We start from the raw sequence: 21,479 nt of genomic DNA, 5'->3' as shown, positions 1-21,479 counted from the left end.
CTCCCTCAGCGCATGTAAAGGCCGCCGTTGTAATCCCAGCAGGCGCCATTGACGAAGGCAGCCTCGGGACCGGCGAGCATGGTGACAAGCTGACCAACGAAGGCGGGATCGCCCAGTTGGCCGACGGGGATGTTCTTCAGCATCTGGGGCATGTTCTCGCCCACCAGTTCGTGCACCATCGGGCTGTCCATCGGACCGGGCGAGATGCAGTTGCAGGTGATGCCGTACTGGGCCAGGTCGCGGGCGAAGACCTTGGTCAAGGTCATGATCGCGCCCTTGGAAGCGGCGTAATGTGCCCCCGTGGTCGTGCCTCCGTTCTGGCCCGCCAAGCTCGCCATGTTGATGATCCGGCCATAGCCGCGCTCGATAAAATGCCGCCCGAAGATCTGGGAGCCGGCGAAGACGCCGCCGGCGTTGATCCCCATCACCTCGTTGAAGGTGGCTGGGTCGATCTCCATCAGCGGTTGCGCGCGGGTCACGGCGGCGTTGTTCACCAACACCTCGACCGAGCCCCAGCGATCCACAACCTTGTCGAGGACGGTCTGGAAATCTTCGGGCTTGGACACGTCCAGGGTGGCGGTCAGGGCCATCTCGGAGGCGAGGTCCAGCTCCTCGGCAAGCTTGTAGGTCGCGTCACCATCCACATCGGTGATGATGACCCGGTATCCGGCCGCGTGGAGGGCACGCGTGATTTCCGCCCCGACGCCGTTTCCGGCGCCGGTGATGACGGCTGTCTGTGTCTCAAGGGGAAGCGGTTTCGACATCAGAACAGATAGCTGATCGACGTCAGCACCCCATCGGAATTCAGCAGGCGGATGACCTTGTCGCGGATCATGAAGCCGTCCTCGGTCACCTTCAGTTTCCAGGTGACATTGGCGGCGAACATGCGCTGGCGGCCGAACTTGTCCTCGATCACGTGCTGGGCGGCACGGACGGTGACGGTATCGCCCTCGGCGCCCTCGATGACGAAGCGCGACAGGGTGCGCACGCTATCCGCCGGCGGGGCGGAGGAGATCGAGAACCCGGCCTGGAACCGCTCGACGCGCATCTTGCGCATCTTGGCGTCATCATAGGCGATGTTCAGGCGGTTGGCGAAATCATCGCCTTCCTTGTCGACGGGGATGACGTAGAAGCCTTCCTCGGTCCACAGGTCCAGCCAGGTGTCGTAGTCGCGCCGGTCCAGAAGATCGGCTTCCATCCACAGGAATTCGGCGATGTCCTGCAGTTTCACGTCGGTTGCGGCCATGTCTTTCATTGGTCCATCACCTTCTTCCACTGTTTGTAGGCGGCGCGCATGCCGGTCTCGGCGGAGATGTCGCCGACGGGCAGGCCGTTCTTGCTTTCCTTCTCCAGGCCCAGGCCACGGTTGACCATCACGTCCACGTCGCCCGCGCCGGCGGAGCCGCGCTGCACCCGTTCCCAGACCTCGGCGTCATCCGGCGAGCCGAAGCCCATCGGGCCCTGGAAGTGCTCATGCAGGCGCATGCGCATCTGGTTGGCGACTTCGGGGCCACCGTCCATGCCGAGCGCGATATGACGGATCTCGGTCTCGTTCACCGAGACGGGGCGCAGGATGCGGAAGAAGGACAGCGAGCAGCCGGCGTTCGGGAAGAGGTTCAGGTTGAACCCGCAGCCGCCCACGGCGCGCACGATGCGACGGACCTTCTCGTCCTCGTAGCCCTGTTCGGCCAGCTCGGCCGCCAGTTCCTTGAACCGCTCGGGGATGGGCGCGTCCAGGTTCTCGTCCAGGTCGATCAGTTCCGGCATCATCACCATGACGGAGTGGCCGTTGCCGAGATCTTCGACGTAGCCGTCGTCATCATCCATGAAGGAGAAGGTCTCGTTCGCCTCGCCGTCCAGCGATTGCAGGAAGGACTTGTGCACGATGGGGAAGTGGTAGGCGTCAGTGGTGTTTTCCAGCTGCACCTTCCAGTTCATCGGCACCTTGAACTGGTGCTCGCCCAGGGTCTTCACCGGGAAACCGCCGCCCTGCTTCATGAACAGGCGGATCCAGGGCTTGGCGTTGCCCAGGAAATCTTCCAGCGGCTCGGCGTCATGGTCGAAGTTGGCGAAGACCATGCCTTCGAAGGTCTCCACGCGGAGCTTCTTCAGGCCGAAGTTCTCCTTCTTGAAGTCGTCGCTGTAGCCCTCGGAGTAGGGGATCGCGCGCAGGTCGCCGTTCAGGGCGTAGCCCCAGCCGTGGTAGGGACACTGGAAGGAACTGGTCTTGCCCTTCTTGATCTCGCAGACCGAGGCGGCGCGGTGGCGGCAGCGGTTCACCAGGACGTGGATCTCGCCCTTGCGGTCGCGCGAGACGATCACCGGCTGGGTGCCGACCCAGGACAGCACGAAGTTGCCCTTGCCGGGCACTTCGGATTCATGGGCCACCCAGACCCAGGATTTGCCGAAGATCCGTTCCATCTCCACGTCGAAGAGCGCGGGATCCTCGTACATGGGCGTCGCGACGCGGTCGCCCTTCATCAGCTCGTCGGTCTGCGGACCGCTGGGAAATTCATCCAGAGACATGTCGAATTCCTTTCAATGGCCGGCGGCAGGCGCCGGGATTTGGGCGGGAGCGTTCCAGTCACCGACCGGACGCGCGTAAAGATTGCGGGTGGAGAAGCGGTGCATGCGCCAGGCGCCCGCCTCATGGGCAAAGTCGATCTCCAGCCGGGCGGCCATCAGGAAGCTCTGCCCGTCGTGGAAGGTCGGCGTCTGCAGCATCAGCCAGCGGCCGGTGACGGTACCGTCGTCACTGTGGGTGATCGCCTCGGACGACAGGAAATGCGCGTTCATCGCGAAATGCGGCGGGGTGGTGCAGAACTGCCCCAGCCAGCCGATGATCGCCGCGCGCCCGTGGTGGGCGCCGAAATCCTTGGCATAGCGGTCGCCCGCGCCTCCCCAGACGGCCTCTTCGGTGAAGAGGGCGCCCAGGGCGTCGAGATCCGTCTCCGCGTCCAGCCGGTCGCAGATGTCCATGTAGTCGGACAGGCAGCGGCGGCAGGCGTTTTCGGCCTCCAGCCGGTCGAGCCGCGCCAGGATCTCGCCTTGGATTTCGGACAGATCGCTCACAGGTCGGGGATCTCCAGGGCACGGCCCATGCGGGCCTCGACGGTCATGTACTTCCACAGGCGGTCGTTGCCTTCGCCCACGACGATGGTGCGCAGCAGGTTGCAGGCGGCCTGCACGGCTTCGCGGTTGGGGAAGTCGGCCAGGATGTACCAGGTGTAGGGGAAGCCCTGGGAGGCGCCGACGAAGGTCTGGTCATCATCGAAGGTGCCGACGATTTCCACGCCGTCCAGCTTGTTGATGCCGGACATCAGCTCCTGAGTGGCCTTCCAGACCGGGCCGATCTGGTCGAAGGGCAGCGAGAAGAAGGTGCCGTGGTTGTTGAAGCACAGAAGAGTGCGCAGTTTGGGCTCGCTCATGGGATGGCTCCTGTCGGTAGGTGTTCCGGTTTTCTGGTGCCGGGCCTGGGGCGGCCCGGCGGGGTTTCGGGATCAGGGGAAGCCCGGGGGGGTCTTCTCGCCGAACATGGCGGCGCCGGCGGCGGTCCAGGTGCCTTCACCCATGAAGGCGTGCTGGGCGACACAGGCCGCGTCGATCATCATCCGGCCTAGCGGGTGGCCCTGCATCATCGTGCCCGCGCCGCCCATCAGGAAGGCTTCGCGCGCCACCTCGGCGCCGTCATGGGCGGCCACGGTGGAGGCCAGGCGCAACTGCACCTTGGTCTCGGGCGAGACCTCGTCGTCGTGTTGCAGCTCTTCCCAGGCCTTGGCGGTGGCGTCGTAGAACTGGGCGCGGGCGCCGGCCAGGGTGCCCTCTGCGCGGGCCAGGTGGGCCTGCACATAGGGGCGGGCGCCGGGGTTCGGCGCGCCGGTGATCGAAGCGCGCTGCGCGGCGTCGGACTTGATGAAGTCGAGCGCCTCGCGCGCCGCACCGAGCGCCACAACGGCCAGCACCTGGGCGGCCAGCGCCATGGCGGGATAGCGGAAGATGGGGTCGGTCATCTCGGACTTGGAGCCGCGGATGAAGGTCCATTCCTCGGGCACGATCACCTTGTCGGCGACCAGGTCATGGCTGCCGGTGCCCTTCAGGCCGATGGTGTGCCAGGTCTCGTCGATAGTGACCTTGGACTTGGGCATGACGGCGGTGCGGGGCAGGGGCGTCTCATCACCCTCGATCTTGATGCCACCGCCCAGCAGGTCGGCGCCCATAGAGCCAGAGCACCAGGACCAGCGGCCCGACACTTCAAGGCCGCCGTCGACGCGGTAGGCGGGCTGCGGCGGGAAGAGACCGCCGGCAAAGACGGTATCGGGGTTCTCGCCATAGATCTTGTCGAAGGTCTCCGGCGGCAGGGCCGCGAGATAGGTCGAGGACACGCCGAAGGAAGCAACCCAACCGGCGGACGGGTCGGCGGCGGACAGCGTCTCGATCAGCTCCAGGAACTGCATCGGGTCGATGTTGTCGCCGCCCAAGCGGGTGGGAACGAAGGCGCGGTAGACGCCGATCTTCTTGAAGCCCGCGACGATGTCGTCGGGGATGTGACGCAGCGTGTCGAACTCGGCCCGGCGGCCGCGGATCTCCTCGCAGAGCGCAGACAGCTCGGCTGCCTTGCCCAGGGTGGGGTCGGGTTTGTTCATGGCGTTTCCTTCGAGGTGTCGGCGGGGGTGCAGCGATCGGCAAGGCATTCGGCCAGCGCGCACAGGCGCGCCTCGGCGCCCTTGCGGGCCACCAGTTGCAGACCGGCGGGAAGCCCGTCTGCGGTGCGGATCGGCAGGGTGACGGCGGGGTGGCCCGACAGGTTGAACGGGCGCACCAGAAGGGTGAGCGGGATCAGCGCGCGGGGATCCGTCGCCTTGTCCAGGGTGGGGGGCACGGTCGGCATGGTGGGCAGCACCAGTGCGTCCAGCCCCTCCAGCGCGGCGTCCACCTCGGCGGTGAAACGGGCGCGGATCTCTTCGGCCTCGGCCATGTCTTCGGGCGTCACTGCCAGGGCGGCGCGGACGCGGCCCTGGATGTCGGCGCCCAGCGTGGCGTTGGACCGGGCCAGCTGGCCGAACTCGCCCGCCAGTTCGTAGTTGATGACGGTCAGACCGGCGCGGTAGGCATCGGCGAAGGAGGGCAGAGAGGCCTGCGCCATCTCCAGCCCGGCCAGGGCCGCATCGGTGGCGGCTGTGATCTCGGGGGCGACCTCGACCTCGGCGGGCAGGGCGACGCGGCCTAGGCGCGGGGTGTCGATGGTCTCAGACGCGAAGCCCGCCAGCATCATCGACGCGGCCTTGGTCAGCATTGGCGCGGAGGCGGCGAAGGGGCCGATCACGTCCAGCGAGGAGCCGCGCGGGATCGCGCCGCGCCGGTCGATGGCACCGAAGGTCGGCTTCAACCCGAAGACGCCGCAGCAGCAGGCGGGTTGACGGACCGAGCCGCCGGTGTCGGTGCCGATTGCGAAATCGCACAGGCCGGCGGCAACAGCCGCGGCGGAGCCGGAGGAGGAGCCGCCCGGGATACGGTCGGGCCAGCCGGGGTTCACGGCGGTGCCCGCGAAGGCGTTGACCCCGGTGACCCCGAAGGCCAGCTCATGCATGGTGACGGTGCCGATGACATGGGCGCCGGCGCCCAGCAGTGTCTCGACCACGTGGGAATGGGCAGTTTCGGCAGGGGCCTCGGCGAAGGCGGCTGAGCCGCAGCGCGTGGTGATCCCCTCGATCCCGAGGCATTCCTTCACCAGGACGCGCGGGCCGCTTTCAGGGCCGAGGTCCAGGTAACGGGTCACGATGGAGTTGGCTGTGTCGGTCATCATCGCTCACTCAGAGTAGTTAAGTGAAAATTACCGTAAATTCGTTTTCGGGGAACCCACTTCGTGATCGGAGGCAGTCCAGGGAGCCGTTTAAGGGGGTGTGTGACGCCAATATGAACCCTGTGAAACAATGATTTAGATCAATTTGCACAAAATATGTGCGGGATCGGTTTTGGCTCTTCTTGAGCGCTAACATTGCCGGAGAGCGGCGGCCATACGGCGCGGAATAGGGCCTGGATTCGGCCGAAAATACCTCGATCTAGAGGTATATCCGTCGTGCCTGTATTCTGCTGGTCGCTATTTAAATACCTGAAACTAAACGATAAATATTTGGACTGTACTAGTTTCTGCTTTGCTTCGATTCGGAGGGCTGCCTGACATGGCACTGTCTCAGTTGGGGTCTTGGTGTCGCGCAAATTCCTTAGAGAAGTCATCAGATTTCGATTCGCGCAGGTACTCACGGCGCGTGAACAAAAGAGTGAATTTTATCACAATTTTGCCGCAATCTTCGGCAAACCATGAAAATTCACGCAATCTAAATGGGCAAGATCGGTTTCCGCCGGAAGCAGCCTTGCCCGCCATTTGCCCGGAGTGCGCCCTCAGACTCATCTACTTCAACCGCTCCCGGGCGGTCTTCCCCGCACATAGCCAGAAACGAAGGACCCATGACCAGATCCAACTTCCTTTCCCGTACCGCCCGTAACGTCGCAGGGGCCCTGGCGGGCGCCGCGCTTCTGTCTTCCGCTGCGGCCGCCGCCGACATGTCCATCGACGTGCAATCGGCCTGGCCGCTGACCCTGCCGGCCTCCGGCCAGAACGCCCAGCATTTCGCCGACACGATCAACGAGATCTCCGGCGGCGCGCTGGAGGTCGATCTGTACGGCGCCGGCAAGCTGGTTCCGCCGCTGCAGATCTTCGACGCCGTGCAGCAGGGCACCCTGGATGCGGGCTATACCTCGCCGCTCTATGTCGCCGGTCGTTTCCCCGCCGTGCAGCTTTTCGGTGGCGTGCCCTTCGGCCCCGATGCCATCGACTACATCGGCTGGATCTACAACGGCGGCGGCCTGGAAATCTGGCGTGAGATCTACGAGGCCCAGGGCGTCGTCACCGTTCCCTGTGGCGTGATGGATGCCGAGGCCGGTGGCTGGTACACCTTCGAGATCGACAGCCCCGAGGCGATGGAAGGCAAGAAGATCCGCTTTGCCGGTCTCGCCGGTGAGGTGATGAAGAAGATGGGCGCCTCCATCGTGCTGCTGGCCGGGGGCGACATCTACCCGAACCTGGAACGCGGCGTGATCGACGGCACCGAGTTCTCGATGCCCGCCATCGACGTGGCCATGGGCTTTGAGAAGGTCGCCGACTACTACTACCTGCCCGGCTGGCACCAGCCCGCGGCCTTTAACGAGCTGATCATCAACAAGCGCAAGTGGGACAGCATGACCGAGGCCCAGCAGGGCCAGATCGAAGAGGTCTGCAAGGCCACCAACATCTGGTCGCTGACCTCGACCGCGCCGGGCAACGCCGCCGCGATCGCCCAGTTCGAGGAAGCCGGCACCGAGATCAAGACCTTCCCGCCCGAAGTCCTCGCCGCCTTCGAGGAAGCCAATGACGAAGTGATGGCCGAGCAGGCCGAGGCGGATGAGACCTTCGCCCGCGTGCTGGAGAGCCTCAACAGCTACCGCGCCTCGGTCGAAACCTGGTCGGCGCACAAGGAATAATCCTGCGTGCCACGGACAACGGGCGGGCCTTCGGGCCCGCCCAGTGACTTTTCAGGACCCTCCGCATGTTTTCCTCGCTGACCCGCTTCATCGACCGGGTGGCGGAACTGACCGGCAAGGCCGGTTCCTTTGTTCTGCCGCTGCTGGTCGTCACCATCCTTCTCAACGTCATCCTGCGCTACGTCTTCAACATCGGCATGATCGAGCTGGAAGAGCTGCAATGGCATCTCAACGCCCTGGTGGTCATGTCCTGCCTGGCCTGGGCCTACCAGACCGACACCCATGTGCGCGTCGACGTGCTGCATGCGCGCATGCGCCCGCGCACCCAGGCCCTGGTCGAGGTGCTGGGGGTGATCTTCCTGCTGCTGCCCTTCGCCGGCCTTGTGTCCTGGCACGCCTGGAAGATCTTCTCCTTCTCCTGGGCGCTGAAGGAAGGCTCGCCCATGCCCTCGGGCCTGCCCGCGCGCTACATCATCAAGGGCGTCATGGCCGCAGGCATGAGCCTGCTGGCCCTTCAGGGCGTGTCGATCCTGATCCGCAGCCTGCAACGCCTCGGCACCGCCTGGTCGGAGGCCCGCTGACATGGACGCGCTCTTCATCTTCCTGTTCTTCGCCAGTTTCATGGCGATCCTCTTCTCCGGCTACCCGGTGGCCTTCGTGCTGGGCGGCGTCGGCGTCCTTTTCGCGGCCCTCGGCACGCTGATCGAGCCGCTTCAGATCGCCGACGTGGCCGAGCTGCGGATGATCGGGTTCGTCGCCAACCGCGTCTTCGACACGATCTCCAGCTATTCGCTGATCCCCATGTCGATGTTCATCTTCATGGGCTTCATGCTGGACCGCTCCGGCGTTGCCGAACGGCTGCTGAAGTCAATGCGCGGTCTGCTGGGCCCGGCGCCCGGGGGGCTGGCCATCTCGGTCGTGGCCATCGGTGTCGTGCTGGCGGCCTCGACCGGCATCATCGGCGCCTCTGTGGTGCTGCTGGCGACCATTGCCGTACCAACCATGTTCCAGGCGGGTTACAACCGTTCCGTCAGCCTCGGCATCGTCGGCGCAACCGGTTGCCTCGGCATCCTGATCCCGCCCTCGATCATGCTGGTGGTCATGGGCGACCAGCTGCGCATCCCGGTGGGCGATCTGTTCATGGGGGCCATCGTGCCGGGCGCGGGGCTGGCGCTGCTGTTCATCCTCTTCATCGTCGCCACCGCCGTCATCGCGCCGCACGCCATGCCGCGTTATCAGCGCGAGGGGGGGCGTCTGCCGCCGATGAAGGCCCTGGCCGAGTTCACCGGCGCGCTGTTCGCGCCCCTGGCTCTGGTGCTGGCGGTGCTGGGCTCGATCGTGGCGGGCATCGCCTCTCCGACCGAGGCGGCGGGCATCGGCGCGGCGGGCGCGACCCTGCTGGCGGCGCTGAACGGCAAGCTGAACCGCGACGCTTTCAAGCAGGTCTGCTATGACACGGGCCGTACCAGCGCGTTTCTCTACATGCTGATCTTCGGCGCGTCCTGCTTCTCGGTCGTGCTGCGCGGCTATGGCGGGGACGAGACGATTGAGGCGGCGCTGCGCGCCCTGCCACTGGGACCGCACGGCGTGCTGGCCTTCATTATCTTCATCGTCTTCCTGCTGGGCTTCTTCCTGGACTGGATGGAGATCGTGCTGATCGTCGCGCCGCTGGTGATGCCGATCCTGACCAGCTTCGGCTTCGACCCGGTCTGGGTGGCGATCCTGCTGGCGATCTGCCTGCAGACGTCCTTCCTGACGCCGCCCGTGGGCATGGCGCTGTTCTACCTGCGCTCTTCGGTGCCCGGGGCCTCGATCACCGAGGTCTACAAGGGCGCCTTGCCCTTCGTGCTGATGCAGGTGGCGGCGCTGATCACCGTGGCGCTGTTCCCGCAGCTGGCGCTGTGGCTGCCAAGCGTCGCCGGGCGCTGAGGCAAGCCTGCATGATGGCAAAGAAGAAGGCGGGGCCGTGTCGGACCCCGCCTTTTTCATGTCCGTCGACCGGGTCGGGCGTCACTCCGTCGCCGCGTTCTCGATCTCGGCGCAAAGCGCACGGTCGAGCGCGGCAATCGCCTCGGTGACCGTCAGCCCGGTGGCGCTGTCTCCCAGGGCGCGCTGCAGGGCCTGCCGGGTTCTCGGCCCCATCATCCCGTCTGCCGCGCCGGGGGCGAAGTCGCCCTCCTGCAAGAGTCGTTGCAGCGTCATGACCGGTGAACTGCCCTCGTCGATCGCCGACAGCCCGCACTGTCCCGAAGGCAGCAGGTTCGGTCCCAGCCGGACCGTGTCCTGTTGCGGTCGTGCGGGGGCCTCGGTTTCGCCGAAGGCTAGGGGTCGGTCATCCTCCGGGACCTCGGGGATCACCGGCGCGGCCGTGTTGTCGGGGTTGCGCAGCCCCTCCAGCGCGGCTGCGGCGGCCAGGCCGGCGGCCGGGTTCTCCGGCCGATCCGCGTCGGAGGAGACGCCGGCGCCGGGCGGCAGGCCGGTGGCGGGGCGCGCATTTTCGGATGGGGCGAAATCCTCCGCCGTGACCAGCCCGCCCAGCAGGCAGCGGCCCAGCACCTGCGCGGTGCGCGAGGCGGCGATCGGCGCCAGCCCGTCGAAGCTCTCGTCGCAGAGGCCGGAGGCGGGATCACAGGTCAGGTAGACCTGCCAGGCAGGGTTGGTAGAGCCGTCGTTCACCTCGGCCGTGAGGTCCATGAACAGCCGGTAGGTGAACCCGGCGACGCGGCCCTCCTGCCAGATCCCGGGATAGCGCGCCGAGGGCACGTCGGCGTAGCGGCGCTGCACGTTCTCGGCCCCGGGCAGGGGCTGGTCGAAGGCCGGGCCGACACATGGCTGGGCCATCCCGGTGGTGGGCAGAAGCGACAGGGCGACAAGCGTGGAGAAACGGGCGGAGACGAAGCGGCACAGGGTCATTCAGGGTCCCGCATCAGGGGGCCGGTGGCCTTGAACGACAGCGCGGCCAGAACCACCGCGTTGGTGTTGGTGGTGGTGGAGGTGTTCACCTCGCCGGTCTGTTCATAGATCCCCTCGGGCCAGCCCTTGCCGGCCTGGGCGGTCTCGGCGATCTCGGCCACCAGCGCGGCGGTGTATTCGGTCCCGAAAAGGGCATCCCAGCCGAAGGCGGCCTTGGTCGCCACGGTGCGCTTGCTGTCGATCCGCTCCCCCTGGAAGGTCAGCACGGCCCAGGGTGCGCCCCCGCCCCAGACGGTGGAATAGGCGAAATAGGGGGCCTCGTTCAGGTGGCTTTCGGTGACGGCAGTGAACTGGCCGGTTTCGGCATGGCGCGCTTCCTGCGCCCGGTAGATCGCCGAGGCGAAACGGTGCGAGCGCGCGTCAAAGCCGAACTCCAGCCCGTCGAAAAGGTAGGGTTCGCTGACCACGAAGGCGGGCGTGGTGGCGCGGTGCAGCCGGGTGTCCACCGGAATGGGCTGGCCCAGCACCTCCTGCACCATCAACTGCGGACGCACGTCATAGGCGCGGTACGTGTCGAACCCGAAGAGCATCATGCCCTTGGCGGCATATTGTTCATAGCCGACGCGGCCTTCCTGGTTGGGGCGCGGCGTGCCCTCGACCACGTTCATGCCGATCAGTTCGCCATCCTCGACCATCCGCTCCAGCGCCCAGGTGTCGATCAGCGCCTCGACCGCCCCCGACAGCTCTGGGTGATTGCGTTCCACCAGGCCCAAGGTCGCGACGACCCGCGCGATGTCCAGCGCGGACCAGCCCAGGCCCAGTTCCACGGGTTCGTTCGCGTAGTTCACCAGTTCCAGCGTGCGGGCGTGGTAGGCCTTGTTGGGCAGGGTGTCGTCGAAGAGCCGCAGCGATGCCAGGCTGTCGAGGACGCGGGCAATGCGGTTGTGCGCCTCCTCGGCGGAGATGAGGTCCAGCCGCTCGGCCGATAGCACCGCGACGAGATAGGAGCCGGTCTCCCACATGGTGGTCGAGGGGTAGTTGTCGACCGAGTTGACCAGCCCGGTTTCCTCGTTGGTGTTGTTGCGGAAATAGCTCCAGGCGATGCGGGCATACTCCTCGTCGGTCTCCGACAGGGGCGCGGGGTCGCGCAGGGGCAGGGGCTCCAGGTCTTCGAAGGGCTGCATCGGGTCCTCGGGCAGGGGGGCGGCGATCTCGGGCGCGGCGGCGACGGTGTCAGCGCCGTCGCTCTCAACGGCATTTGTCGCAGGTGGCTCGCCGAGCTTTTCAAGCTGCAGCACCAGAATGAGGCCGCAGACGAGGGCGACGAGAAAAACGATATGGCCGCGGGCGCGGGTCAGATTCTGGCGGAAGCTCACGTCGGGGTCTCCTCGGCTTTCATCAGGGGGGGCTCGGCGGTGTCGGCGGGGGTTTCGGGCGGCTGCCAGAGGGCAGCGGCGATCATGCCCCACATGGCGACGCAGTTGTTCAGACCCCAGAGGCAGTTGGTCACGACGCCGGTCAGGCTGTGCTGGGTGCCGCCCAGCCACAGCGCGCCGAGGCCCCAGAGGCCGCCAAGGGCGGTGAGCGCCAGCACGGCGATCTGAGGTTTCACCAGCCGCAGGAAGGTGTCGGCGTTGCGGTCCTTGGGCGTCACGGTGAAGGAGATCTTCTCGCCCCGCAGGACGGTCCAGATCGCTTTCAGCCCCAGGGGGAAGAAGGACAGGTAGCTGGCCTTGGCCGCATAGCCCGCAATGCCCCAGGTGCCCACCATCATCGCCAGTTCCAGCGTCACCAGGAAGGGGATCACATGGGCGAAGAAATCGTTGGAATAGGCTGACACCGGCGCGATGCCGGTGAACAGATAGACGATGGGCGCAAAGAGGAAGATCACGTTCCAGATCGAGCCCAGGTAGCTGTAGAACGTCGCCCCGTACATCATCCGCTGGGCGAAGGTCAGTCCCTTTCGGAACAGAGGGTTGTCATGGAACAGGATGTCCAGGCTGCCGCCGGCGTATTTGTAGCGCTGGATGGTCCAGGTCAGCAGGTCCTGCGGCGACAGCATCTTACTTTCGACGTAGGGGTGCTGGTAGGATTTCCATTCCCGCTCACGGTCCGAATGCAGCACGATGGAGGTATAGATGTCCTCGGAGACGTGGAACTTGTAGGGGGTCAGCACTTCCTCGGTGACGGCGGCGGTGCGCAGCGCCTCCAACAACTCGGGGGAGACGCGGTTTTCGCGGCTTTCCAGGGTGATCTCCTCCTCGGCGGCGATCACCCGGCGTTCGACACTGGCGCCGAAGCTGCGCAGCGAGGCTTCCAGCACCGCTTCGCGGCGGTGGATCGACCCGGCGCCACAGCAGAAGGACGCGTTGGCGTGGTTCCGGCGGCGCTGGATGATGTCGTAGAACATCTTGGGGTCGTTGACGAAAGGATCCTCGCCCAGGCGGATCTCACCCAGCACGCCCTCGACCGCGCGCCCCGTCCAGCGCCCCAGCAGGCCCAGTCGGCGGTGCATCACGTCATGCAGCCGCTCACCCGCCGGCAGATCGTAGAACCACTGCGGGGTCTGCACCCAGGCCATCTTGGGGTCGCGGAAATAGCCCAGCGTGCGTTCCAGCAGCGTCGGGAAGGGGCGGGTGTCGGCGTCGCAGATGACGATCAGGTCGCCCGAGGTCTGCTCCATCGCGTTGCGCAGGTTGCCGGCCTTGAAGCCCTCGTTCGTCTCGCGGGTGATGTAGCCGACGCCCTCTTCCTCGGCCACGCGACGCATGTTGGCGCGCTTGCCGTCGTCGAGGACGTGGATCTTCACCTCGATCTCGTGCGGGTAGTTCAGGGCCTTGGAGTCCAGAATGCCCAGCCGGACCAGCTCCGGTTCCTCGTTGTAGGTGGCAAAGAGGATGTCGATGGTCAGGGGCCGGTCGCCCTCGGGCGAGGTCGGGTCGATGTCGCCCAGGGTGGCGGGGGGATCGCGGATCTCGATCGGCTGGTCGCGCCAGAGGTTGTAGACGAAGAGGATCAGCCCGACGTAGGCGAAGGTTTCGGCCAGCACAAGCGGGATGGCGAACCACATCGCGTCGGGGTTCAGCGAGCTGGTCCAGCGCCACCAGATGTACCAGCCGCCGACGACCAGGGCGAGGGTCGCCAGGAACTGCCACAGCATTTCCCGCGCGGGGGAATAGGGCAGCGGCTCTGGCGGGCGCCGGTCCTCGAAGGCGCGGAAATAATCGTCCATCAGCTCAGCCCTTCGTTTCCGCGGTGCCGCGCTTGCGCGACCATTTCCAGGGCGCGGGGCCGAGGCCGATGGTCCAGGCCAGCAGTCGCGTCTTTTCGAGCGCCATGGCCAGACCGAAGGCGCAGGGCAGGGCCACGGCATAGCGCAGCAGCACCAGCAGCGTGGGCGTCAGCAGGTCGGCCAGCCCGGTCTTCGCCACGGCGATGTCGAACAGGTCGATCACCGCCGGGTGCACCAGGTAGACGCCGAAGGTGTATTTCGCCAGATGCGACCAGCGCGGCGACCAGTCGGCGAACTGCCCGCCCATGAACAGCGCGAACATGAAGATCGGCATCAGGAAGTGGCCGTAGTAGTCCCAGCCGGTGCGGATCCCCCAATGCCCCTCGAAGAGGGCGGTGCCGAAGAAGGGCAGGGTGGCGATATAGGCCATCGAGGCGAAGTAGAGCGCACCGCGCCGGATCAGTTTTGACTCGCCGCGCGGGATCCCGTCGCTCCATAGAGAATAGAGCGCGAAGGCGGCAAAGCCGTAGCCGACGTAGCCCCAGACCTTGGTGATGCGCACCAGGTATTCGCGGGTCAGCGACGTGAGATCGAGCGACCATAGCCAGCTTTGCACGTGGTCCATGGCGCCCAGGGTCGCAAACAGCAGCACGCCCATAAGCGGATAGCGCCAGGCCAGTCGCATCACCGGGAAGAACAGGAAGATGGCGAAGAGCGTGGGCAGGAAGTGCATGTGGTACTGCGACTTGCCCAGCAGGAAGAAGGAGACCCAGACCCGCGTCTGGCTCAGCTGGTCGAGATACCAGTCCTCGTAGTTGAAGGCATAGGCCTTCACCAACCGGAAGGCGGCATAGAAGAACGTCCAGAAGACAAAAGGCACCAGCAGCCGTTCGGCCTGGGTCATGATCGCCTGCCGGTAGGGCGGGCGGTGCCGGTCCACCCGCATGGCCATCAGGAACAGCGAGAAGAAGAAGAACATCTCCGAGCCGGAGAATTCCCCGAGCGAGCGCAGGAAGACCGGCACTGCCCGTTCCGCCACGGAGGCGTCGGGGAAGGGTTGCCCGCTGAAGTCGGTGGTCGAATGGATCAGCACCACGCCGATCGCCGCGCAGACACGGTTGGCGTCGAACCACAGAAGTCTCGGTTTGCCGCTCGCGCTGCTCATCATTGCCCCCAGGGCACGCGACACGCCTGCGGCAGGACGTAGCGCGGTTCGGGCTTGGCAAAGCTCTGTTCCGTCGTGCCGCAGTCGGTGGCGCCCAGGCCGTAGGGGCCGTTGACGGGTCGGCAGAACAGGAACTCCTCGGCGGTGACGGCGGGTTTCGGCTGCGGCAGGTCCTCGCAGGCACAGCAGGTCAGCTCGACCACCTGGGTTTCCGGCAGGCACTTGTTGGCCCGGATGTCGGTGCCGGCCCAGGCTGTGTCCCAGTAGCTGGTGTTGTCATTGGTAAACTGCAACACCGGCCCCTGCGCCTTGTAAAGGAGAGCGGCCAGGATGATGCCGTTGTTGTTGGCGGTCTGTAGCGGAATGAAGCCGTTGCCGTTCTCGTAGAGCCCTTCGTAGAAGCCGCCCTCGGCCTCCGACAGGTCGGCCACGGTTTCGAACAGCAGGTCGGTATAGTCGTCTTCCCAGAGCGCCCACATGCCGATGGCCGCCTTGGCGGCGACCGCGGCGCGGTCCGGCTGGTAGGTGTCCGACGGGTCCAGAGTGTTCCAGGCATAGCCGTCGGCAAAGATGCTATCGTAGACGAAGTATGGCTGCCCATCGACCTGGTGTTCGGAGCGTGCGGTGATCACGCCCGTCGCCTCGAACCGGCGCTTCTGCACCTCGAAGATGCGATGCGCGAACTCGGCACGCCAGCCGTGGCTGGCATTGCCCGCTCCGGCGGGATCGGACACCGGCAGATCCCAGCCCAGTTCCAGGCCGTCCAGCAGGTAGCTTTCGGTCAGCACGTAGTTCTGGTTGTGGAAGACGCGCGGGTCGCGACCGTCGTAGGGAATGTCGATGTCGTAGATGCGGGTGTAGTTCAGCGGCTGCGGATCCAGCGCCGCGGTGACGTCGAAGCCCCAGAGCGCGAAGCCCTTGGCGGCATATTCCTCGTAGCCCAGCCGGCCTTCCTGCACGTAGCGCGTCTCGCCATCTCCCCGCACGAGAGAGCCGAAGAGCCGCCCGTCATCGTTGACGATATTACAGTAGTTCCAGCGTATCGGCACGTTGTCGACGCCGTTGGCCAGGTAGGGATAGCGTTCCTTCAGGATCCGCAGCCAGACCAGCATGCGGCCCATGTCGAGCACGGAATAGCCGATCTCGCCGGGCTGGTTGGCATAGTTCACCTTCTCGCCGGTCTGGGTGTTGTAGACCTTGTTGGGCGCCTCGCCACGGAACAGGTCGAGGTTGCGCAGGGTGCGGATCAGCTTGGTCGCGCGGGTGTCGAAGGTGCGCTTGTCGATGATGCCCAGCTCATAGGCCGCGACCAGGCCGCTGATGTAGGAGGCGGTGTCCCACAGCGTCGTCGACGGGTAGGAGCCGACGGCATTCACCAGCCCGGTTTCCGGCTGGTAGCGTTCGACGAAATAGGACCAGGCGGTGCGCGCCATCTCCATCTCGCGTTCGGTCAGTTCGCCATGGCGACCGAAGGGGCGGGGATGCGTCTCGACCGGCTCCGAAGGAGCCTCGGCAGAGGCCAGCGGGGCCAGGCTCTGGGGCAGGGTGGTGCCGCTTTCCTGCGCTGGGGCGGGGCTGGCGCCCAGTCCCAGCGTGGCGCAGGCCAGGGTCAGCAGAGGACGCATCGGGCGCGTGGAGGGACGCGTCAGGCGCATTTCGAGTTCCTTTTCTCTTCGGCGAGGTCGGCGACCTCGTCGCGCATCAGGCGGACCTGGTCGATCAGGGACTGCACCAGATCGGGCGCATCGGCACGGGCGTCGGGCAGCGTTTCCAGAAGGCGGCAGTGGTTGGTCATCTTTCCGCAACCGAGGGTGGAGGCGATCCCGACCAGCGAATGGAAGGAGCGGTACAGCAGGACATCGTCGCGCGCCTCGCCCTCGGCGCTCTGCTGCGCCTCCAGCGTGGAAATATGGCGCGTCAGGTCCGAGACGGTGGCCTTCAGGATGCCCTTCACGGTGTCGGCGCCGAAATCGCGGTCCATCTCGAGCAGTTTCTCGTTCAATGCCTCGGCATCGCAGAACTCCGACACCTGGCCCGCGATTGGCGTCCCGCCGGCGTCGTCCGCCGCGCTGCGCGCCCGCCCCAACGATTTCGTCGTGACGGCTTCCTCGTCCGCCGAAGGCAGCTCGATCCCGTCCTCTGCGCCGCTTTTCTGCAGTGCGAACTGCTTCCAGCGGTCCAGGGCGCGCTCCAGCTCATGCTTCAGGATCGGCTTGGTCAACACCTCGTTGAAACCGGCCTTGAGGTAGAAACTGACCTGATCGTTGCCGGCGTGGGCGGTCAGCGCCAGGATCGGGATGGCGCTGACATCGGTGGGCAGGGCGCGGATGCGTTGCGTGGCGGTGGGGCCGTCCATCACCGGCATCGACACGTCCATCAGCACCAGATCGTAGTCGAATTTCTGCACCGCCTCGACGGCTTCGGCGCCGTTGACCACCAGGTCTACGTTCTGCCCGAGGCGTTCAAGCATGGAGCGGGCGACCAGCTGGTTGGTGCTGTTGTCCTCTGCCACGAGGATCCGCATGCGCGGCACGTCCAGCCCCTCGGCCGGGGGCTCTTCGGGGCCGCGTTCCAGGGCATTCTCGGCCGGCTCGACCGGCAGGTCCAGCCAGAAGGATGAGCCTTCGCCCTCGGCGCTGTCGAAGCCCATCGTGCCGGACATCAGTTCGGCCAGACTCTGGCTGATCGACAGACCCAGCCCGGTGCCCATGCGGCGATTGTTGCCCGAGGCGCCCAGCTGTTCGAAACGTCCGAAGACGCGGGAATGGTATTCCTGCGGGATGCCGGCGCCCGTGTCCTCGACCCGGAAGCGCAGCCGCAGCGGTGCGCTGTCCGTCTGCGGCAGGGCCGAGACGTAAAGCATCACATGGCCGCTGTCGGTGAACTTGATGGCGTTGCTGACGAGGTTCGACAGGATCTGGCGGATCCGTCCGCTGTCGGCGCGGATCCAGGGCGGGATGTCCGCGTCGATCCGGCTGTCCAGCACGATCTGCTTCTCCGACGCGCGCTGCGCGTAGAGGTGGATCACGCTGCGCACCATGCTGTTCAGCTCGAATGACTCCTCTTCGATCTGCAGGCGGCCCGCCTCGATCTTCGAGGCGTCCAGAATGTCGTTGAGGATCACCAGCAGGGAGTTGGCGGAGTTGCGCGCGATCTGCACCTGTTCACGCTGCGCATCGTCCAGCTTGGTATCGTTCAGCGCGCCCAGCATGCCCAGCACCCCGTTCATCGGCGTGCGCAGCTCGTGGCTGATGACGGCCAGGAACTCGCTCTTGGAGGCATTGGCATGTTCGGCGGCGGCCACCGCGTCATGCAACTCCGCCTCGCGTTTCACGTCTTCGGTGACGTCGCGGATCACGCCCGACAGGGTGTCGGGTCGACCATCGGCATCATGGGTGACCTCCAGCTCGATCCGGGCGTGGATTTCTTCGCCGTTGCTGCGGGTCAGGCGCAGGGACAGGCGGTTGTGATTGGGATCCTGGGCGGTCTCGGCGGCGCGCATCTTGTTCAGCGCGGCACGGTAGGCGGGCAGATCCTCGGGACGGATCAGGGTCGACAGCGACACCGGCCCCTGCGCCGGGTCGCGCCCGGTCAGCGCATAAAGGCTGTCCGACCACGTGATCTTGCCGTCCTTCAGGGTCTTGCGCATCCAACTGAGGTCGGCCACGCGCAGCGCGCCCGCCAGATTGCTCTCGCTCGTGCGCAGCTCGGCCTGTCGTTCCATCTCTTCGGTCACGTCGCGGATGGTCGAGATCATGTAGAGCGGCCGTCCCTCGCGATCGGCTTTCAGTTCGGACAGGGCAGAGACGTCCATGATCCGACCGTCGTGGCTTTTCACGCGATAGACGATTTCCCGCCGCGCGGGCTTTCCGGTTTCGGCTGAGACCTGCAGCGCGCGTTCCTCACTGGACACCACCCGGTCGACGTATTCCGGCAGCAGCATGCCGGCGAACTGCGTGCCGGTCATCTTCCCGCCGGGTTCCAGCCCGAGAAGACGGGCGTATTCGTCGCTCCATACCACCTCGTCGCGGACGAAATCCCAGCGGACCGTCCCGATACGGGCGATCCGCTGAGCTTCCTGCAGATCCTGGGCGACCTGCGCCAACCGCCGACCGCGGGCGCGGTAGGCATAGCCCTGCAGCACCAGCGCAACAATCGCCAGCACCACCGACAGGAGGGCAACGGGGTATCCGGGTTCGATCAGCAGGCTCATCATGTTTCGAGGTCCGGGTGAAAGAGAAGTTCCAGCCGGTTGTGACCGGGGGCGGGCTCGAAGGTCAGGTCATCGACGCAATGCCGGATCAGCGACAGGCCACGGCCGCTCTCGGCCATCAGGTCGATCGCATCGGGGCTGGCTAAATCCTCGTAAAGATCCTCGGGGCCCTGTGTGCCCGCGTCAATGATTTCGATCAGCAACCCGCGCGGACTGTCCGAGAGTGTGACCTTGATCGGCTGATCGGGCGCCACGCTGCCCTCCGACGACGCTAGGCCGTGACGCACCGCATTGGTCAACGCCTCCGACAGGGCGATCTCGAAGGTGGCCAGCTTCATCTCTGACAGCGCCTTGCCCGCGGCCTCCTTCAGGGAGGTCACGACCATGTCCACCTCGGACAACTCCGGGCGCATCTCCAGCGACAGAAGCGGCACTAGGCGTTTTCTCTCAGCGCCCGCAACGCCGCCTCGGCGGTGTCGTAGCTGGAAAAGACACGGTCCATCCGGGTGATGCGGAACATCTGGCTGACATTGTCCGACAGGCCGGAGACGACGATTTCGCCGCGGTGGCCGATCCGCTTCAGCAGGCCGACCAGCGCCCCGATGCCGGAGGAATCGACGAAGTCGACCTTGCTGAGGTCGATGACGAGGCGGCTGGTGCCCGCGTCGATCAGGCCCAGAACGTCGTCCTTGAACGAGGTGGCGTTGGCGGCGGTCAGCCGGTCGGTGCCGGGCTCGACGATGCCAAGGCCGTCCGCGGCATCACCGTGAAACTTGATCATTTTGTTGGGTCCTTTCGCACACGAGGATGGTCAGATCGTCTTGCAGGGTGCGGCCGTTGCGCCAGCGGGTCAGGGCCTCGACCATCTTGCCGGGGATGGTGTCGGGCCGGGGCGCGGCCTCTTCCAGCACCGCCCGGAATCGGGCCTCGCCAAAGCCCTCGCCGGTCAGGCTTTCGGCCTCGGTGGCGCCGTCGGAATAGACGACCAGGGTTTCTCCGCTGTCGAGCTGGTCACACCGGTTCTCGAAGGTGACCATGTCCAGCAGCGCGACAGGGAAGCCGCCGTCGCCGATCTGGCGGGTCACGCCGGTCGGGCCGATCGCGACCGGGGAGGGGGCCCCGGCCTGACAGTAGTGTAGCCGGCCGCTCTGTTGTTCGAGGATACCACAGAACATGGTGAAATACTCGGTGCTGTCCTGACGGAAAAAGCGTTCGTTCAGCGTCGCCACCAGGGCCGCGGGATCCGGCGCGCCGGTGTCGTCGAAGGCCCGGCGGCGGAAGTATTCCGCGGTCAGCAGGTGCCCCAGGGCCACGGACAGCAGCGAGGCGTGCACGCCATGGCCGGCCACGTCGATGGTATAGAACCCGATGTAGCCCGGCGCGACCTGGTAATAGGCGAACATGTCGCCTGACAGGATGTTCGAGGGCATGAAGGCGGAATGGAAGCTGCAGTCGCCGACGCGCGCTTCGGGCTCGGGCAACATGCGGCGTTGCGCTGTCGCGGCGGCCCGCAGGTCCGCTTCGATCTGCTCCTTGGCCTCGGCCAGCACGCGATTGCGTTCGGCCAGCAGCATCTCGTGGCGCAGCAGGCGGTCGGCCGAGCGGATGCGTGCGGTCAGGCTGGCGCGGTCCAGCGGCTTGGCCATGAAATCGTCCACCCCGGCCTCCAGCGCTCGTTCGCGCTCCGCGCTCTGGCTCTGGCTGGTGACCATGATGATGTGCACGTAGTGATCGGCCTTGTCCTCGCGCACGCTGCGGGCCAGCTCGTGCCCGTCCAGGCCGGGCATGTTGAGATCGCACAGCAGGATTCGCGCGCCCAGCTGGCGCACCAGATCCAGCGCCGCCGCGCCATCCTCGGCCTCGTAGGGGTCATAACCCAGCTTGCGCAGCAGCGCGGAGGCATGGGCGCGCTGCAGGGCATCATCATCTGCGACCACCACTTTCAGCGGCGGAACCAGGATCGGATCGGTCATGGTCAATGGCATTCTGCGCACTGGCCTCACTCTGGGTCGAAAACAGGCGACCAAGGGGCCGCCGCGAACTCTCTGAACTGGTGCTCACTATTGTGTCAGAAGATGGCGATTTTTGGACCCGGGCGCCGGTTAATTCTGCTCTTTCAATGGCAAGGGGCCGTCGTTTTCCGACCCGATGTCCGCCGCGAGGCTGCGAGGAGGGTTCTGGCCGCGCGCCGTGGCGCCCTGGCGCCTTCCGCTGAGTCGCGAGAGGGACCCCGAAGCGGTGCGTTGGCGCTGTCCTGACCCATCCGGGCAGGGAGGAGGTGCCGCGCCCCGGCCTCGGGTAGACCGCCCGGGTGAGGCGCCACCCCATCGGGCTACACCCTTCGGGCAATGCCCCATCCCAGCCTCCCCGAAACGGGCGATGCCCGTCACGTCAATTGCTGGCGATTGGTCCGGAAAAGTAAGTTGATTGGGAGGCTT

At 65.9% G+C, this 21,479-nt stretch carries 19 protein-coding genes; 3 read left to right on the top strand and 16 right to left on the bottom strand.

What is annotated here, in order from left to right; all coding sequences use genetic code 11:
* Nucleotides 1-5 precede the first annotated feature (5 nt).
* The 7 genes from CVM50_RS15070 to CVM50_RS15040 form a co-directional block, all read right to left on the bottom strand.
* The gene (locus tag CVM50_RS15070) at nt 6-764 is read right to left on the bottom strand and encodes an SDR family NAD(P)-dependent oxidoreductase (RefSeq protein ID WP_085888266.1); all 759 of its coding nucleotides are present in this window, start codon (nt 762-764) and stop codon (nt 6-8) included.
* A complete protein-coding gene (locus CVM50_RS15065) occupies nt 764-1,255 on the bottom strand; it encodes an aromatic-ring-hydroxylating dioxygenase subunit beta (protein WP_085888265.1) in 492 nt (163 codons plus the stop codon). The genes CVM50_RS15070 and CVM50_RS15065 overlap by 1 nt, the downstream gene beginning before the upstream one ends.
* The gene (locus CVM50_RS15060; protein WP_085888264.1) at nt 1,252-2,526 is read right to left on the bottom strand and encodes an aromatic ring-hydroxylating oxygenase subunit alpha; all 1,275 of its coding nucleotides are present in this window, start codon (nt 2,524-2,526) and stop codon (nt 1,252-1,254) included. The genes CVM50_RS15065 and CVM50_RS15060 overlap by 4 nt, the downstream gene beginning before the upstream one ends.
* Before the next feature lie 12 nt (nt 2,527-2,538).
* The gene (locus CVM50_RS15055; RefSeq protein ID WP_198431910.1) at nt 2,539-3,072 is read right to left on the bottom strand and encodes a nuclear transport factor 2 family protein; all 534 of its coding nucleotides are present in this window, start codon (nt 3,070-3,072) and stop codon (nt 2,539-2,541) included.
* Entirely contained in the window at nt 3,069-3,428 is a 360-nt protein-coding gene (locus CVM50_RS15050; RefSeq protein WP_085888263.1) for a hypothetical protein, read from the bottom strand. The genes CVM50_RS15055 and CVM50_RS15050 overlap by 4 nt, the downstream gene beginning before the upstream one ends.
* 72 nt (nt 3,429-3,500) lie before the next feature.
* A complete protein-coding gene (locus CVM50_RS15045; RefSeq protein WP_085888262.1) occupies nt 3,501-4,643 on the bottom strand; it encodes an acyl-CoA dehydrogenase family protein in 1,143 nt (380 codons plus the stop codon).
* A complete protein-coding gene (locus tag CVM50_RS15040; protein ID WP_232618257.1) occupies nt 4,640-5,800 on the bottom strand; it encodes an amidase in 1,161 nt (386 codons plus the stop codon). Before CVM50_RS15040 ends, CVM50_RS15045 begins: the two co-directional genes overlap by 4 nt.
* A 665-nt stretch (nt 5,801-6,465) precedes the next feature.
* On the opposite strand from CVM50_RS15040, the gene CVM50_RS15035 reads away from it, so the two are divergent.
* The 3 genes from CVM50_RS15035 to CVM50_RS15025 all read left to right on the top strand — a co-directional run bounded on the left by CVM50_RS15035 (nt 6,466) and on the right by CVM50_RS15025 (nt 9,447).
* Nucleotides 6,466-7,518, top strand: coding sequence for a TRAP transporter substrate-binding protein (locus CVM50_RS15035; RefSeq protein WP_085888260.1), 1,053 nt, complete (start codon nt 6,466-6,468; stop codon nt 7,516-7,518).
* Nucleotides 7,519-7,583: 65 nt separating this feature from the next.
* A complete protein-coding gene (locus CVM50_RS15030; RefSeq protein WP_085888259.1) occupies nt 7,584-8,099 on the top strand; it encodes a TRAP transporter small permease subunit in 516 nt (171 codons plus the stop codon).
* A gap of 1 nt (nt 8,100) precedes the next feature.
* Nucleotides 8,101-9,447 carry a TRAP transporter large permease gene (locus tag CVM50_RS15025; RefSeq protein ID WP_085888258.1) on the top strand — a complete coding sequence of 449 codons (1,347 nt, stop codon included), beginning with the start codon at nt 8,101-8,103 and terminating at the stop codon, nt 9,445-9,447.
* A gap of 81 nt (nt 9,448-9,528) precedes the next feature.
* On the opposite strand, the gene CVM50_RS15020 is transcribed toward CVM50_RS15025, so the two are convergent.
* Genes CVM50_RS15020 through CVM50_RS14980 form a run of 9 tightly spaced genes read right to left on the bottom strand, consistent with a single transcriptional unit; the run spans nt 9,529 to nt 21,014 of the window.
* Nucleotides 9,529-10,431: a peptidoglycan-binding domain-containing protein gene (locus tag CVM50_RS15020; RefSeq protein ID WP_085888257.1), complete on the bottom strand. Its 903-nt coding sequence runs from the start codon at nt 10,429-10,431 to the stop codon at nt 9,529-9,531.
* A complete protein-coding gene (locus CVM50_RS15015) occupies nt 10,428-11,807 on the bottom strand; it encodes a DUF3131 domain-containing protein (RefSeq protein WP_085888256.1) in 1,380 nt (459 codons plus the stop codon). Before CVM50_RS15015 ends, CVM50_RS15020 begins: the two co-directional genes overlap by 4 nt.
* On the bottom strand, nt 11,804-13,663 hold the full coding sequence (locus CVM50_RS15010) for a glycosyltransferase (RefSeq protein ID WP_085888255.1): 1,860 nt from the start codon (nt 13,661-13,663) through the stop codon (nt 11,804-11,806). The genes CVM50_RS15015 and CVM50_RS15010 overlap by 4 nt, the downstream gene beginning before the upstream one ends.
* A gap of 4 nt (nt 13,664-13,667) precedes the next feature.
* Nucleotides 13,668-14,828, bottom strand: a complete 1,161-nt coding sequence (locus tag CVM50_RS15005) for an acyltransferase (protein WP_085888254.1) — start codon at nt 14,826-14,828, stop codon at nt 13,668-13,670.
* Nucleotides 14,828-16,483, bottom strand: a complete 1,656-nt coding sequence (locus CVM50_RS15000) for a DUF3131 domain-containing protein (protein ID WP_232618256.1) — start codon at nt 16,481-16,483, stop codon at nt 14,828-14,830. Before CVM50_RS15000 ends, CVM50_RS15005 begins: the two co-directional genes overlap by 1 nt.
* Nucleotides 16,474-19,044 (bottom strand): hybrid sensor histidine kinase/response regulator, encoded by a 2,571-nt coding sequence (locus tag CVM50_RS14995; protein ID WP_085888253.1) that lies wholly within the window; start codon nt 19,042-19,044, stop codon nt 16,474-16,476. The genes CVM50_RS15000 and CVM50_RS14995 overlap by 10 nt, the downstream gene beginning before the upstream one ends.
* Nucleotides 19,041-19,475, bottom strand: a complete 435-nt coding sequence (locus CVM50_RS14990; RefSeq protein WP_085888252.1) for an ATP-binding protein — start codon at nt 19,473-19,475, stop codon at nt 19,041-19,043. Before CVM50_RS14990 ends, CVM50_RS14995 begins: the two co-directional genes overlap by 4 nt.
* On the bottom strand, nt 19,475-19,822 hold the full coding sequence (locus CVM50_RS14985) for an STAS domain-containing protein (RefSeq protein WP_085888251.1): 348 nt from the start codon (nt 19,820-19,822) through the stop codon (nt 19,475-19,477). Before CVM50_RS14985 ends, CVM50_RS14990 begins: the two co-directional genes overlap by 1 nt.
* A complete protein-coding gene (locus CVM50_RS14980) occupies nt 19,803-21,014 on the bottom strand; it encodes a PP2C family protein-serine/threonine phosphatase (RefSeq protein WP_232618255.1) in 1,212 nt (403 codons plus the stop codon). The genes CVM50_RS14985 and CVM50_RS14980 overlap by 20 nt, the downstream gene beginning before the upstream one ends.
* Between the last annotated feature and the right edge of the window lie 465 nt (nt 21,015-21,479).

It is taken from the genome of Pseudooceanicola marinus, from assembly GCF_002786295.1.
Lineage (GTDB): Bacteria > Pseudomonadota > Alphaproteobacteria > Rhodobacterales > Rhodobacteraceae > Pseudooceanicola > Pseudooceanicola marinus.
The sequence above is the reverse complement of the archived record's forward strand: the minus strand, read 5'-3'. Positions and strand labels throughout refer to the sequence as shown.

What these genes read in the sequence shown, in the direction of transcription:
- CVM50_RS15005 (WP_085888254.1), bottom strand. Translation starts at nt 14,828, where the DNA reads ATGAGCAGCGCGAGCGGCAAACCGAGACTTCTGTGGTTCGACGCCAAC.
- CVM50_RS14980 (WP_232618255.1), bottom strand. Translation starts at nt 21,014, where the DNA reads ATGACCGATCCGATCCTGGTTCCGCCGCTGAAAGTGGTGGTCGCAGAT.
- CVM50_RS14995 (WP_085888253.1), bottom strand. Translation starts at nt 19,044, where the DNA reads ATGATGAGCCTGCTGATCGAACCCGGATACCCCGTTGCCCTCCTGTCG.
- CVM50_RS15020 (WP_085888257.1), bottom strand. Translation starts at nt 10,431, where the DNA reads ATGACCCTGTGCCGCTTCGTCTCCGCCCGTTTCTCCACGCTTGTCGCC.
- CVM50_RS15050 (WP_085888263.1), bottom strand. Translation starts at nt 3,428, where the DNA reads ATGAGCGAGCCCAAACTGCGCACTCTTCTGTGCTTCAACAACCACGGC.
- CVM50_RS15045 (WP_085888262.1), bottom strand. Translation starts at nt 4,643, where the DNA reads ATGAACAAACCCGACCCCACCCTGGGCAAGGCAGCCGAGCTGTCTGCG.
- CVM50_RS15040 (WP_232618257.1), bottom strand. Translation starts at nt 5,800, where the DNA reads ATGACCGACACAGCCAACTCCATCGTGACCCGTTACCTGGACCTCGGC.
- CVM50_RS15000 (WP_232618256.1), bottom strand. Translation starts at nt 16,483, where the DNA reads ATGCGCCTGACGCGTCCCTCCACGCGCCCGATGCGTCCTCTGCTGACC.
- CVM50_RS14985 (WP_085888251.1), bottom strand. Translation starts at nt 19,822, where the DNA reads ATGATCAAGTTTCACGGTGATGCCGCGGACGGCCTTGGCATCGTCGAG.
- CVM50_RS15060 (WP_085888264.1), bottom strand. Translation starts at nt 2,526, where the DNA reads ATGTCTCTGGATGAATTTCCCAGCGGTCCGCAGACCGACGAGCTGATG.
- CVM50_RS15025 (WP_085888258.1), top strand. Translation starts at nt 8,101, where the DNA reads ATGGACGCGCTCTTCATCTTCCTGTTCTTCGCCAGTTTCATGGCGATC.
- CVM50_RS15035 (WP_085888260.1), top strand. Translation starts at nt 6,466, where the DNA reads ATGACCAGATCCAACTTCCTTTCCCGTACCGCCCGTAACGTCGCAGGG.
- CVM50_RS15070 (WP_085888266.1), bottom strand. Translation starts at nt 764, where the DNA reads ATGTCGAAACCGCTTCCCCTTGAGACACAGACAGCCGTCATCACCGGC.
- CVM50_RS15010 (WP_085888255.1), bottom strand. Translation starts at nt 13,663, where the DNA reads ATGGACGATTATTTCCGCGCCTTCGAGGACCGGCGCCCGCCAGAGCCG.
- CVM50_RS15030 (WP_085888259.1), top strand. Translation starts at nt 7,584, where the DNA reads ATGTTTTCCTCGCTGACCCGCTTCATCGACCGGGTGGCGGAACTGACC.
- CVM50_RS15065 (WP_085888265.1), bottom strand. Translation starts at nt 1,255, where the DNA reads ATGAAAGACATGGCCGCAACCGACGTGAAACTGCAGGACATCGCCGAA.